Source organism: Streptomyces sp. NPDC058145 (assembly GCF_042884245.1).
Classification (GTDB): Bacteria; Actinomycetota; Actinomycetes; order Streptomycetales; family Streptomycetaceae; genus Streptomyces.
The window spans coordinates 180940-193953 of the sequence record NZ_JBHVUH010000011.1; the positions used below are offsets into that span (position 1 = coordinate 180940).

At 68.5% G+C, this 13014-nt stretch carries 16 protein-coding genes; 11 read left to right on the forward strand and 5 right to left on the reverse strand.

The window, feature by feature from the left end:
• The first annotated feature begins 41 nt into the window (after positions 1-41).
• From ACFVVO_RS25405 to mutM, 5 genes are all read left to right on the forward strand, one after another.
• A complete protein-coding gene (locus ACFVVO_RS25405; protein ID WP_390057892.1) occupies positions 42-1277 on the forward strand; it encodes a cell division initiation protein in 1236 nt (411 codons plus the stop codon).
• 145 nt (positions 1278-1422) lie between these two features.
• On the forward strand, positions 1423-2067 hold the full coding sequence (locus tag ACFVVO_RS25410) for a YceD family protein (protein WP_390057893.1): 645 nt from the start codon (positions 1423-1425) through the stop codon (positions 2065-2067).
• A 2-nt stretch (positions 2068-2069) separates the two neighbouring features.
• Positions 2070-2243: a 50S ribosomal protein L32 gene (gene rpmF / locus ACFVVO_RS25415; RefSeq protein WP_007493396.1), complete on the forward strand. Its 174-nt coding sequence runs from the start codon at positions 2070-2072 to the stop codon at positions 2241-2243.
• Between the two features lie 8 nt (positions 2244-2251).
• Positions 2252-3043, forward strand: a complete 792-nt coding sequence (gene rnc, locus ACFVVO_RS25420; protein WP_390057894.1) for a ribonuclease III — start codon at positions 2252-2254, stop codon at positions 3041-3043.
• An 83-nt stretch (positions 3044-3126) separates the two neighbouring features.
• Positions 3127-3984, forward strand: a complete 858-nt coding sequence (gene mutM, locus ACFVVO_RS25425) for a bifunctional DNA-formamidopyrimidine glycosylase/DNA-(apurinic or apyrimidinic site) lyase (RefSeq protein ID WP_390057895.1) — start codon at positions 3127-3129, stop codon at positions 3982-3984.
• A gap of 13 nt (positions 3985-3997) precedes the next feature.
• Here the strand turns inward: mutM and ACFVVO_RS25430 are convergent, their stop codons facing one another.
• Entirely contained in the window at positions 3998-4396 is a 399-nt protein-coding gene (locus ACFVVO_RS25430) for a winged helix-turn-helix transcriptional regulator (protein ID WP_390057896.1), read from the reverse strand.
• Positions 4397-4511: 115 nt separating this feature from the next.
• Here ACFVVO_RS25430 and ACFVVO_RS25435 point away from each other — a divergent pair, with 115 nt between their 5' ends.
• Positions 4512-5096: a flavodoxin family protein gene (locus tag ACFVVO_RS25435; protein ID WP_390057897.1), complete on the forward strand. Its 585-nt coding sequence runs from the start codon at positions 4512-4514 to the stop codon at positions 5094-5096.
• A 276-nt stretch (positions 5097-5372) separates the two neighbouring features.
• On the opposite strand, the gene ACFVVO_RS25440 is transcribed toward ACFVVO_RS25435, so the two are convergent.
• The 3 genes from ACFVVO_RS25440 to ACFVVO_RS25450 all read right to left on the reverse strand — a co-directional run bounded on the left by ACFVVO_RS25440 (position 5373) and on the right by ACFVVO_RS25450 (position 7816).
• On the reverse strand, positions 5373-6056 hold the full coding sequence (locus ACFVVO_RS25440; protein WP_390057898.1) for a hypothetical protein: 684 nt from the start codon (positions 6054-6056) through the stop codon (positions 5373-5375).
• 444 nt (positions 6057-6500) lie between these two features.
• Entirely contained in the window at positions 6501-7061 is a 561-nt protein-coding gene (locus ACFVVO_RS25445) for an AAA family ATPase (protein ID WP_390057899.1), read from the reverse strand.
• Positions 7058-7816 (reverse strand): GntR family transcriptional regulator, encoded by a 759-nt coding sequence (locus ACFVVO_RS25450; protein ID WP_390057900.1) that lies wholly within the window; start codon positions 7814-7816, stop codon positions 7058-7060. Before ACFVVO_RS25450 ends, ACFVVO_RS25445 begins: the two co-directional genes overlap by 4 nt.
• A 200-nt stretch (positions 7817-8016) precedes the next feature.
• Between ACFVVO_RS25450 and ACFVVO_RS25455 the strand changes: the two genes are divergently transcribed.
• Genes ACFVVO_RS25455 through ACFVVO_RS25470 form a run of 4 tightly spaced genes read left to right on the forward strand, consistent with a single transcriptional unit; the run spans position 8017 to position 11199 of the window.
• Positions 8017-8349 (forward strand): hypothetical protein, encoded by a 333-nt coding sequence (locus tag ACFVVO_RS25455; protein ID WP_390057901.1) that lies wholly within the window; start codon positions 8017-8019, stop codon positions 8347-8349.
• Positions 8346-9773, forward strand: coding sequence for a replication initiator protein RepSA (gene repSA / locus ACFVVO_RS25460; RefSeq protein WP_390057902.1), 1428 nt, complete (start codon positions 8346-8348; stop codon positions 9771-9773). The genes ACFVVO_RS25455 and repSA overlap by 4 nt, the downstream gene beginning before the upstream one ends.
• Positions 9770-9961 carry an AlpA family transcriptional regulator gene (locus ACFVVO_RS25465; protein WP_055493513.1) on the forward strand — a complete coding sequence of 64 codons (192 nt, stop codon included), beginning with the start codon at positions 9770-9772 and terminating at the stop codon, positions 9959-9961. The genes repSA and ACFVVO_RS25465 overlap by 4 nt, the downstream gene beginning before the upstream one ends.
• Entirely contained in the window at positions 9961-11199 is a 1239-nt protein-coding gene (locus ACFVVO_RS25470) for a tyrosine-type recombinase/integrase (RefSeq protein WP_390057903.1), read from the forward strand. Before ACFVVO_RS25465 ends, ACFVVO_RS25470 begins: the two co-directional genes overlap by 1 nt.
• Before the next feature lie 20 nt (positions 11200-11219).
• On the opposite strand, the gene ACFVVO_RS25475 is transcribed toward ACFVVO_RS25470, so the two are convergent.
• Positions 11220-12317 carry a CAP domain-containing protein gene (locus ACFVVO_RS25475; RefSeq protein ID WP_390057904.1) on the reverse strand — a complete coding sequence of 366 codons (1098 nt, stop codon included), beginning with the start codon at positions 12315-12317 and terminating at the stop codon, positions 11220-11222.
• Positions 12318-12498: 181 nt separating this feature from the next.
• Between ACFVVO_RS25475 and ACFVVO_RS25480 the strand changes: the two genes are divergently transcribed.
• Positions 12499-12780: an acylphosphatase gene (locus ACFVVO_RS25480; RefSeq protein ID WP_390057905.1), complete on the forward strand. Its 282-nt coding sequence runs from the start codon at positions 12499-12501 to the stop codon at positions 12778-12780.
• Positions 12781-13014: the final 234 nt, after the last annotated feature.

Here is a 13014-nt window from a genome sequence, read left to right on the forward strand (position 1 = left end):
CCGTCCGTCTCCAACACAGCTGTAGAGAGTGGCGAGCACAGGTGGACGTCCAGAAGAAGCTCGACGAGATCGTCGCCGCGGTCACCGGCGCCCGGTCCATGCCGATGTCGGCCTCGTGTGTGGTCAACCGCGCCGAGCTGCTCGCGCTCCTCGACGAGGTGCGCCAGGCGCTGCCCGGCTCGCTCGCGCAGGCCCAGGAGCTGATCGGCGACCGTGAGCAGATGGTCGAGCAGGCCCGCGTCGAGGCCGGGCGGATCATCGAGAGCGCCCACGCCGAGCGCGGCTCGCTGATCTCCGACACCGAGATCGCCCGCCGCTCCCAGGCCGAGGCCGACCGGATCCTCACCGAGGCCCGTACGGAGGCCGAGGAGATCCGCGCCGAGGCCGATGACTACGTCGACTCCAAGCTCGCCAACTTCGAGGTCGTCCTCACCAAGACCCTCGGCTCGGTCGGCCGCGGCCGCGAGAAGCTGCTCGGCACCGGCCCCGGCCTGGACGAGAACGGCTACGAGGACGAGGACGCGCCTGAGCGCAGCCAGGACCCCGAGACCCTGCGCCACAACGCCGACGCGTACGTCGACGTCAAGCTCGGTGCCTTCGAGGCGGTCCTGGCCAAGACCCTGGAGGCCGTCGGCCGCGGCCGGCAGAAGCTGCACGGCCGGATCGCCACGGACGACCTCGGCGCCCTCGCCGACGACACCACGACCTTCCAGCACTCCAGCGACGCCGACTACCTGGCCGACCTCGCGGCCCTCGCCGACGTCCCGGCCGCGCGCCCCGCACCGGCCCAGCAGCCACCGCAGCCCGTCCAGCCGCCGCAGCCGTCGTACGAGCCGCAGCCGGCCTATTCCCCCGCCTCCGGCTACGCCCCGGCGGCAAGCGCCCCCGTCCAGCAGCAGCCCGACCCGTACGGGGGCTTCCCGCGGCAGCCCGACTACGCGCAGCAGGACCCGTACGGCTACCAGCAGGCCGACCCCTACGCCTATCAGGGCGCCTACGACTCCCAGCAGGGCGCCTACGACTCCCAGCAGGGCGCCTACGACTCCCAGCAGGCCGCGTACGACTCCCAGCAGGCCCCGTACGACCCCCAGCAGGCCCCGTACGACCCCCAGCAGGCCCCGTACGACCCCCAGCAGACCCACCAGTCCCAGCAGCCGCACCAGTCCCAGCAGGCGCAGGAGCAGCAGGGCTACGCCCTCGACGAGACCAGCCTCTTCGACACCGGCATGATCAGCGCGGAGCAGCTGCGGGCGTACGAACAGGGGCGCGGCCTGTAGCCGGTGCCCCTGGAGCCACCACCGGATTGGGCCCTGAGCGAAAGGTCCAGTATCCTGGCTCTTCGGTCGCGTGTACGTCCGCGATCACCGCTGCCCGGAACACCGACGGGTGGCGGCCCTCCGAGTTCGAAGATCGAAAGCAGGAATGGCTTCCAACGCCCGGCTGGACCACCGCAACCCCCTCGTGTTCGATTCGCACGAGCTGGGTCGGCGTCCTGGCGCGCTGCAGCGCCTGACCCGCACGATCGACGCCCCCAGGGACCTCGGTCTGCAGGGAGTCATCGGAGTGCCGGAAGGCGCCCCGGTGGAGCTCGAACTCCGACTCGAGTCGGTCATGGAAGGGGTGCTCGTCACGGGCACCGCCCGTGCACAGGCCGAGGGGGAGTGCGTAAGGTGTCTGGAGCCGCTCGGGCTGGAGCTCGAAGCGGACTTCCAGGAGCTGTTCTCGTACCCTGACGCCGACGACCGGGGCCGTGTGATCGCGGAACCGGGCGACGACGCCGAGGACGACGAGGACAGGTTCTTCCTCGAGGACGGACTTTTCGACCTCGAACCTCTGCTGCGCGATGCGGTGGTGCTCGCACTGCCGATGCAGCCGGTGTGCCAGGACGACTGCCCGGGCCTGTGCTCCGAGTGTGGAGCGCGGCTCGCGGACGACCCGGACCACCACCATGACGCCGTCGACATTCGTTGGGCGGCATTGCAGGGACTCGCCGGCACCATGCAGGACGGCGAGAAGGACGAGATGAGCGGCGCCGAAGCGGGCGTCGACGAGAAGCAGGAGAAGTAGCCGTGGCTGTTCCGAAGCGGAAGATGTCGCGCAGCAACACGCGCCACCGCCGGTCGCAGTGGAAGGCTGCGGTCCCCACCCTGGTTGCGTGCGAGCGCTGCCACGAGCCCAAGCTGCAGCACATCGCGTGCCCGTCTTGCGGCACCTACAACAAGCGCCAGGTCCTCGAAGTCTGAGCGGGCTGGTGAGAGGCACTGTGTCCAGTCCCAAGAAGGCGGCGGAAAACCAGGCCTCGTCCCACACGCTTCTGGAAGGGCGGCTCGGCTATCAGCTCGAGTCCGCCCTTCTGGTGCGAGCGCTGACCCACCGTTCCTACGCGTACGAGAACGGCGGTCTGCCGACGAACGAGCGGCTGGAGTTCCTCGGGGACTCCGTGCTCGGCCTCGTCGTCACGGACACGCTGTACCGCACCCACCCCGACCTGCCCGAAGGCCAGCTGGCCAAGCTGCGGGCCGCGGTGGTCAACTCGCGTGCGCTGGCGGAGGTGGGCCGCGGGCTCGACCTGGGCGCCTTCATCCGGCTCGGCCGGGGTGAAGAGGGCACGGGCGGCCGGGACAAGGCGTCCATCCTCGCCGACACCCTTGAAGCGGTGATCGGCGCGGTCTATCTCGACCAGGGCCTCGACGCGGCCTCCGAACTGGTGCACCGCCTGTTCGACCCGCTGATCGAGAAGTCCTCGAATCTCGGTGCCGGCCTGGACTGGAAGACCAGTCTCCAGGAGCTGACCGCGACCGAAGGGCTCGGCGTCCCCGAGTACCTGGTCACGGAAACCGGTCCGGATCACGAGAAGACCTTCACTGCTGCCGCCCGCGTCGGAGGCGTCTCGTACGGCACCGGCACCGGCCGCAGCAAGAAAGAGGCGGAGCAGCAGGCCGCCGAGTCCGCCTGGCGGGCCATCCGGGCCGCCGCGGACGAGCGCGCCAAGGCGGCCAAGGAGGCCGTCGAGGACGACGACACGTCGTCCGCGCCCGCCTGACGAGAGCAACACCGAGCGCCCGCCCCGACGTTCACGCCGGGGCGGGCGCTCGCCTTCATCCCACGGTTCGTACGGGGGTCACGATGCCCGAGTTGCCCGAGGTCGAGGTCGTCCGGCGCGGCCTGGAGCGGTGGGTCGCCCACCGCACGGTCGCCGACGTCGAGGTGCTGCACCCGCGTGCCGTGCGCCGGCATGTCGCGGGCGCCGACGACTTCGCGCACCGGCTCAAGGGCCACCACATCGGTACGCCAAGCCGGCGCGGCAAGTATCTGTGGCTGCCGCTGGAGGAGACGAACCAGTCGGTCCTCGCCCACCTCGGCATGAGCGGCCAGCTGCTGGTGCAGCCGCACGAGACGGCGGACGAGAAGCACCTGCGCGTCCGGGTCCGGTTCGCCGACTCCCTCGGCACCGAGCTGCGCTTCGTCGACCAGCGGACGTTCGGCGGACTCTCGCTGCACGACAACACCCCGGACGGCCTGCCCGACGTCATCGCGCACATCGCCCGCGACCCCCTCGACCCGCTGTTCGACGACGAGGCCTTCCACCTCGCCCTGCGCCGCAAGCGCACCACCATCAAGCGCGCCCTGCTGGACCAGTCGCTGATCAGCGGGGTCGGCAACATCTACGCGGACGAGGCCCTGTGGCGCTCCCGCCTCCACTACGAACGGCCCACGGCCGGCCTCACCCGGCCGCGCACCGCCGAACTCCTCGGCCACGTCCGTGATGTGATGAACGCGGCCCTCGCCGTCGGCGGCACCAGTTTCGACAGCCTCTACGTCAACGTGAACGGCGAGTCGGGCTACTTCGACCGGTCCCTGGACGCGTACGGCCGCGAGGGTCTGCCCTGCAAGCGGTGCGGCACGCCCATGCGGCGCCGCCCGTGGATGAACCGGTCCAGCTACTTCTGCCCGAAGTGCCAACGGGCCCCGCGCGACCAGTAGTCGACGGCAGGTCCTAGTACGGCTGCCGGGCGTCGTAGGCCGCGCGGGAGGCGAGCACGTCGTCCATCGAGCCCTCCACACAGTGGATGAGGGCGAGCAGTCGCTCCGCGACCCGGTGACCGAGCGGGGTCAGCTCGTAGTCGACGCGCGGCGGGTTGGTCGGCTGGGCCTCGCGGTGCACCAGACCGTCGCGCTCCAGCGCGTGCAGCGTCTGGGACAGCATCTTCTCGCTCACGCCGTCGACGCGGCGGCGCAGCTCGTTGAAGCGCAGCGAGCCCTCGTGAAGCGCGCCGAGCGTCAGCCCGCCCCAGCGGCCCGTGACGTGCTCGAGCGTGCCGCGCGAGGGGCACGCCTTGGCGAACACGTTGAACGCGAGGTCGTCCTCGATGACGGGCTGCTGGTCTGTGCTCATACCACAAGCGTACGCGAACACAGCGCTCACCACTAGGTTGCACTAACCAGAAGTTAGTGCTTTCCTTTCATCATCGTTAGTGAGCTGCCCCTTCGAGGATGTTCGAGGAGTTCGTATGACCACGCCCGTTGTCTCCATCGCCTACCACTCCGGCTACGGCCACACCGCCGTGCTCGCCGAGGCCGTCCGTGCCGGTGCCGCGGAGGCAGGTGCGGAGGTCCACCTGATCAAGGTCGACGAGATCACCGACGAGCAGTGGGAGACGCTGGACCGCTCCGACGCCATCGTCTTCGGCTCACCCACCTACATGGGCACCGCCTCCGGCGCCTTCCACGTCTTCGCAGAGGCGTCCTCCAAGCGCTGGTTCGGGCAGGACTGGAAGGACAAGCTGGCGGCCGGCTTCACCAACTCCGGTTCCAAGAGCGGCGACAAGCTGCACACGCTGCAGTTCTTCCAGATCCTCGCCGGGCAGCACGGCATGCACTGGGTCAACCTGGGCCTGCACCCGGGCTGGAACAACAGCGAGGGCTCCGAGCACGACCTCAACCGCCTCGGCGTCTTCGCGGGCGCGGCCGCCCAGACCAACGTGGACGAGGGCCCGGACGCCGTGCACAAGGCGGACATCGCCACGGCGGAACACCTTGGCCGCCGGGTCACCGAGACGGCCCGCGTACTGGCCCGCGGCCGCGCGGCGGCCTGACGAGCGGGAAGCGGTCAGCGCGCCCGACGCGTGACCGGGCGCGCGGGGGGCCGGCTCAGTAGCCGAAGAAGTGACGGGTCGGGTCTCTGACCTGCGGCCGTGTTATCGATCAACGCTGTGACCTGCGACTTAGCTGTCGGTGGTTGTCAGCGTTGGTCGGCGTTGAGCGCCCTCTGACGGCCCCGAGACGGCCCGGAGGGTGCATCAGGTATGGGCGGATGAGGGCGGACCGCTCAAGGCTGCATAGATCTCACCGGCGGCCACAGGTTAGGGCGCTCAGTCGAAGAGTCCGAGTTGAGCGCGAAGTGATTTTCGGCGCCCGAGGAATAGGACTTGATCCTCGACTTCTTGCAGAATCGTAATCAACTTCTGCCCTTCAAGTGCCACTTCTTTCACCCGCTGGTCTTGGCGCTCTTTGTCGGCGTGTATTCGCGCCTGCCATTTGTAGTGCACGAACCCATTCCTTAATTCCATAAGCTCAGTCATGGTGCGCATGACATCTTTTTCGATTGGCGCCGCCCCCAATGATGTCCAAACGTCCTTCATTTTTAGATTGAAGCTACAGCTGCGAATTAGTGCTACTGCTACGCCTTCAGGGATGTTGGATCGACAGCTCAGGCCGATCAGGATGTTGTTGATCCAATGCTCGACCCATGTGGCGTAGAAGAGGATCGCAAACCAGTACTCCTCGCATTCCAAGGCCTCGGATGCCTTGCGGAGCAGGTCTTCAGAGTGATCGGTGACCACATGTACTTCATCGCTGGCGGACTTGTCGTTCGCTTCGGGTGCCGAATCCCCGGGCTCCCTTTGATTGAGGAATCCGAAAAGCGCGGTGCTCACCACTTCCTCGTCGGTCATTTCGGCAAGGTTGACTAGGCCGCCACTGATCGCTCTATCTACGACTCCCCAGGCTAGTCGTCTCGAAACTGACTCAATGAGTGAGAAGTCGAGTTCATCCATGGGCTTAGTGTGGCATTCGCTCCGTGCTTGAGTCAGCCGAATAATCAGGTCGGTGGAGCGGCTTTGGGCTGGAGCTGCCTTGGCGCGAGTGATCATGGCCCCGTAAGCTTCCGGCGAGTCGGGCAGTCTGTGGACCTGCCCGGTAAAGCACGACGTTGGGGCCATGATCTTCGAGGCTCGCGCCAAGGTGGCTGCCTAAAGCCGTGGAGCCGACCGCCCCAGCCACGACGTGTTCTGCCCTCATGCTGCCGGCCAACCCTGACCAGGGCGCGCGTCGGCGCAGCGCGGGCGGAGCGGGCCGGAGGCAGGAGCGGCGCCCGCAGCGGAGCCGGGAGCGCGCCCGGCGGAGCGGAGCGCAGCCGGGGCTTGATGAGGTAGAGAAACCTGTAACGGGATCGCTCGGCACTTGGTGCGATTCGCTCCTGCGCGTGCTTGGTCCCATGGTCACGGACGTGGCGTCGAGTCCTCTTCCAGAGCCTTGAGCACCGAAGCGGGATCACCGTTGTAGAGGACGTGGGGCTCGTCCGGCTCGGGCGGCACGAACCGGGTCCGGTAGCGCAGCAGGTCGCTTTCAGCGAAGAAGATCGAGTTCGGGTCGGCTTCGTGGAGTGCGTTCCGCTTGCTCACGCGTGACCACAGCTCTTCGTGGCTTGCCTCCAGGTAGACCACCACCGGAGTCGCACCGACATCTGTAGCGATCGATCGCCACCGTGCGCGGTCCTCCGGTGTCCAGAAGCCATGATCGACCACCACGTCATGCCCGGACCGAAGCTCCTCCCGGAGCTCCAAGGAGATCTCTTCGAGGACAGGACGCTCCAGGGTCGGAAACGTCCCCCGGGGAAAGTCGACCCCGTACACGCCGTGTCGACGGAACATCTCCTCGTCCGGGCACAGCCTGACGAAGCCGTGGGCAACAAGGGCACGCGCCAGCGTCGTCTTGCCCGAGCCGGGGAGGCCCACCATCAGGACACAGAACGGCCGCCGGGTGTCGTTGGGGGCCGTCACTGGGTGACTTCCGATTCCGTGCGCCACGTACGGCCGGGGCCTCCAAGGTCTACGCCGTACTCCACGACGTTGCCGTCTCTGTCGACGAACTTCGCCGTCATCACGACTACTGGCGCAGTCGGCGGCTTCGAGGGGTCCAGCTCCAGGAGCTCGGCGTCCTCAGGCGTCAGCAATCGCGCCGACGCGGTGTCGATTCGCTGAGCGATCGGGCGGCCTGTGGCCTCCGTGATGAGCTGTAGCGACGTGCCCCCGGTCAGTCGGTCGCTCTTCGCCAACTGCGGGATCAGCTTGAGGTACCGAGTAGGAATCCACGACGTGGAGTGGGCCACGATGCCGTGTCGGTCGCGGTACACGCGACAGCGCCTGATCACATCGGAGCCAGGCTTGATGTCCAACGCCTGCGCGACATCCGCGGGCGCCGGCACCACTGCGGCCTGATGGGAGTCGGACCGTTCGCCGGAACCCCAACTCGATCCGGTACGGCGTCCTCGGTCCTGCCGCTGAGACCCCGAAGACATCGGGCCGGGCCGGTCCAGCACTTCAGTGCCGATCCCGTGGATGCCCCTGACGAGCCCCTCGTTGCGCAGCTTCCGCAGGGCCTTCTCGGCCGTCGCCGTACTGACCTTCCACTCTTGCGAGAGTGTCTTGATGCTCGGCAAGAGCGTGCCCGGCTCAAGCTCGCCGGACGTGATCAGCCCCGCGTAGTGGGCGGCAATCTGCGCGTACGGCGCTCGATTGTCGGCCTGGTCCGACATCTCGTCAGCTCCCTCTGAAAAGTGCATCGGTTGCCTAGCATACCGCTTGACACCCTAGGGTGCCCTAGGGAACCTTAGGGATGTACCTGACGGGCCGTCCGGCCTGTAGGTACGTCCGGCACCACTACGCCTAACCCAAGGGCGGCGCTCATCCGCCAAGAAGAATCGCCGCCCCTGGGCCCCTCAAAGGGAGCTCCATGATGCCTTCCTCTCCCATCCGAGTGCACCTCTCGCTCCAGCGGGCTTGCCCGGCTTGCTTAGAGGTTCGGTGTGCCGACCCGGCAGAGTGCCTGTACTTCCTGACCTCGCGCCCGTGGGGCGACTGCACCGCCTGTGACGGCACGGGCTGGGCCGGTGAAGAGGCACCGCTGGAGATCTTCTGCGGCTGGTGCGATGGCTCGGGCCTCAACGAGTACTCGCCCGGCGGGATCACCTCAGCGCAGATCAGCGACCGTGCCAAGAAGCGGCACGCGGAGTACGTCGCCCACCTGACCGCGCTCGTATCCACGACCCCGGTGGCGGTGGCCGCGTGACAGCCTTCCCTGTCGCCCCTGAGGCCGTAGCTGGCGCTGCGGCCTCTCTGGGCACCGACCCGATCACCCTGGCTGACTTACTGCGGGTGGCGAACTCGCCGGGCTTCGACCGCTGGCAGGAACAGATCCGACGCACAGGCGGCTGTGCCAGCCCAATCCGCCTTACGGGCGGGACCGTCACCCGTGACGCCAAGAGCGGTGACGTCCTCTACTCCTACAGCACTGAGCAGGAGCCGGGCGGCATGCTGCGGGTCGCGTGCGGCAACCGGCGGGCCTCTCGCTGCCCTGCCTGTGCTTGGACGTACGCCGGGGATACGTACCACCTGATCCGGGCTGGGATCACCGGCGATGCACGCAAGGACGTCCCGGCGACGGTCCGGGACCACCCCCGGGTCTTCGCCACCCTCACCGCTCCGTCCTTCGGCCCGGTCCACAACCGGCCCGACACCGGCCGTTGCCGCTGCGGGAGCTCCCACGCCGAGGACGATGCGGCGCTGGGCACAGCTCTGGACCCGGAGCGCTACGACTACGCGGGCGCGGTGTTGTGGAACAACCACGCCGGGGACCTGTGGCGGCGCTTCACCATCTACCTGCGCCGAGAGATCGCCGCCCGTGCGGGCCTAACTCAGTCGGCCCTCAAAGAGGTGTGCCGGGTCTCCTTCGGCAAAGTCGCGGAGTTCCAGAAGCGCGGCTTGGTCCACTTCCACGCCGTGGTGCGGCTCGATGGCCCGGACGGCCCGAACTCCGCCCCGCCGGCATGGGCCACGGTCGCGCTCCTGGACGGAGCCATCACTGCTGCTGCCGCTCGAGTAGCCGTGCCGGTGCCCGCGTCCGGCGACTTTCCGGCGCGCTCCCTTCGGTGGGGATCGCAAGTCGATGTGCAGCCCATCGGTGCCCTGGGGCAGGAGGAGCTGACCGAACAGGCCGTTGCGTCCTACGTGGCCAAGTACGCCACCAAGGCAGCCGAGACCACTGGCACGCTCGACCGCCGGATCGGGGAGCTCTCCGAACTCGACCGCCTGCCGCTTCCTCCCCACACCCGACGCCTGATCGAAGCCTGCTGGGACTTGGACGACGCCTACCCGGAACGGCTGCTGGCCCGCTGGGCTCACATGCTCGGCTTCCGCGGCCACTTCTCCACCAAGTCCCGCCGCTACTCGACCACCCTTCGCGCTCTGCGCCAGGTCCGCGCCGACTACCGAGCCCGGCAGGAACGGCACGAACGCGGGCTCTCAGAGGACCTCGACGACACGGAGGGTTCCACGCTCGTGCTCGCCCACTGGGCCTACGCCGGGCAGGGCCACACCCCCGGTGAGTCCTGGCTGGCCGCCTCGATCGCAAGGGACATCCGCCTGAACCGAGAGACGGCGCGCGAAGCTCTCGCCGATCTGCCCGACCTGGACGGCTGGGAGGTGTCGGCGTGAAGCGCACGCTGCCTGATCGCTACCTGACGCCCGTGGACCTCGCTGACCTCCTAGGCGTGCCCGTCGAAACCGTCTACCAGTGGCGGCGCAAGGGAACCGGGCCTCGGGGCTTCCGCGTTGGCCGGCATCTCCGCTTCGACCCCGAAGACGTGCGCGCCTGGGTCAACAACCTGATGGAGGCTGCCTGATGGCTGGGCACATTCAGGACCGCTGGTACAAGGTCGAGACCGGCCCGGACGGCAAGCCAGTGAAGGTCAAGACTGACCGTTACGGCGTGGGCCTGCGCTATCGCGCGCGCTACATCGGCCCGGATGGGACGGAGAAGTCCAAGAGCTTCCCGGACAAGCAGAAGCGCAAGGCTGAGACGTGGCTGGCCAACATCGAAGCGGACATGTCGCGTGGCGACTACATCGCTCCAGACGCTGGCAACGTCACGTTCGAGCAGTACGCCACCAGGTGGATGCGCACGCAGATGACGGACCCGGCGACGCGCGAATCCGTCGAGATGCGGCTTCGGGTGCATGCCATCCCGCACATCGGCAAGCGTCCCTTGGGCTCCTTCAATCCGTCACACCTGCGCCTCTGGATGCGCGCGCTGGAAGACTCCGGGCTGTCAGCGGCCTACCGGCGCGGGATCTTCGCCCACGTCTCGACGGTGTTCACGGCGGCCGTGGAGGACCGGCTCATCCGGGCGAATCCGTGCAGCTCTCGATCGGTGAAGGCCCCGCGGCTCGACCCTCGCAAGGTGAAGCCTTGGCCTACTGAGCGGGTGAAGGCCGTGCGGACTGAGCTGCCCGAGCAGTATCGGGCGCTCGTGGACTGTGCTGCCGGTTGTGGCCTTCGTCAGGGGGAGGCGTTCGGCCTGGCGGTCGAAGACGTCGACTTCCTCGGCGGCCTGGTCCACGTCGTCCGGCAAGTCAAGCTGCTGCGAAACCGGCCGGTCTTCGCGCCACCCAAGGGAGGCAAGGAGCGGGACGTACCGTTGCCCGAGTCCATCGCCTTCGCGCTCGCCGGCCACTTGACGCGCTTCCCGGCCGCCGAGGTGACCTTGCCGTGGAAGACCCTGGACGGGCCGCCGGTCACGGCAACGCTGATCTTCCGGAGTCCTGAGGGACTGCCTCTCAACCGCAACCGCTTCAACGACCGGCAGTGGCGTCCTGCCCTCCGCGCTGCCGGTGTGACTGCGGGGCGGGACAACGGCATGCATGCCCTACGGCACTTCTACGCGTCGGTTCTCCTGGACGCGGGGGAGAGCATCAAGGCCCTGAGCGAGTACCTGGGCCACCACGACCCCGGTTTCACCCTGCGGACCTACACCCACCTCATGCCGACCAGCGCGACCCGGACTCGGGCCGCCGTGGATGCGGTCTTCGGGGACGACTCGGTTACCGATGACGGCCCTGAGACGGCCCAGGGCACCTCATAGGGCGCTGACCTGCGGTTATCTCAATAGCCGAAGTCCTGCGTCCACCAAGGACCGCCCGAGCCCAGGTGCACGCCGACTCCGAGGGTCTTGAAGTCGCAGTTCAGTATGTTGGCGCGGTGGCCGGGGCTGTTCATCCAGGCTTCCATCACGGCCGCCGCGTCCGCCTGGCCGCGGGCTATGTTCTCGCCGCCGAGGTCGGTTATGCCCGCCTTCGCAGCCCGGTCCCAGGGGGTGGCCCCGCCCGGGTCGGTGTGGTCGAAGAAGCCCCGCGCGGCCATGTCGTCGCTGAAGGCCTCGGCCAGCGCGGTCAGCGAGGAGTTCGCCGAGAGCGCGGTGCACCCGACCTTGGCCCGCTCCTCGTTGACCAGCTTGAGCACCTCCGCCTCGACGGCGGTCTGCGTCGACACCGTCACCGGCGCGGAGGTCCGCTTCGGGGCCTTGGTCGACGTGCGCGACGGGGTGCTCTTCCGCTCGGGGGCCTTCGCCGGGGGCGAGGGCTTCTTCGACGGCGCCTTCGTCGGGGTGGGGGAGGCCGAGGCGGACCTGGACGCGGAGTCGGAGGGGGCCGGTGAGGTCGCCCGCTGGGTGTCGCGGCTCGCGGCGGAGCCGCCGTCGCGGCTGTCCGCGCTGCCCGAGTTGCCACCCTGCTCGGACGCGGTGTTGCTGGGGGAGTCCGCCGCCTGCACCTGGTCGCCGCCGGTGGTGTTCGTGCCGCCGCCGAGCTGGTAGTTCTCCAGGCCGGGCACCACACCGGTGGCCACCGCCACAGTGCCGAGGGCCACGGCGGCGGAGACGCCGAGCAGCCCGGTGCGCACCGGGGTGGCCGCCTTCTTCCTGCGCCGGCGGCCGTGGGGCGGGCCGCCGGCCGGGGTGAAGCCGTCGTCGCCGGGTGCCTGCGCGGGCTCGTCGTACACCGAGTACAGGTAGGCGGTGCTCCGGGCGGTGGTCTCGGCGTACGCCTCCGGGTGCAGATACGGCGCGATGCCCATGGGCGCGCGGTCGCCCGCGTACGACTCCTGCGGGTTCTCGCCGCCCGTGGCCGAGTGGTGGGTCTGCGCGACCCCCGTGGCCCGGCCGGTGGCGGCGCGGCCGGCGGCGGAGCGTCGGTGGCGTCCCATGCCCTTGCCCTCTTCCTCGTCTCGCGGTCGACCCGGCGCCATGGTGGTGAGCGACTCCGTATGGTCAACTCCACTCACTCGAACGAGTGAGTTTCATATGAGATTCATTGGGTCGGGACGGTACCGCATGCCACTGGGGCGGGGTGTGTCCCGAGTGACATTGGCCGGTTAGGTTGCACCCATGAGCGAGGATGTTCGACTGGTCGCCTGGGTGAGGGGACGCGTCCAAGGTGTGGGTTTCCGCTGGTTCACGCGGGCCAAGGCGCTGGAGCTCGGCGGCCTGAGTGGTTTTGCTCTCAATTTGGGCGACGGTCGCGTCCAGGTCGTCGCCGAGGGGTCCCGGAAGGGCTGCGAGGGTCTGCTGGACTGGCTCCAGGACGGCGACACGCCCGGACGCGTCGACGGGGTCACCGAGATCTGGGACACACCCCGTGGCGGCTACGACGGCTTCGCCATCCGCTGAACCGATTTTGTAAAGCCGCCCAGGCCACCGCGTGGTGACCTGCCCCTGGCACATGCCCGCAGCAGAAATGGGCTGGTGGTTGCCAAGAAGAGCGCCACGTGGCAGGCTCCGCAGATACAGCTGATCGCCACGCCCTGAGGGCCCCGCAGGAGACGCAGCGCCGCCGTCCGGTGGCCGTGCGCCCCGGGTTCGCCCGCCAATACGGGGTGTGATCGTGTTGACCGTCAAACTTTT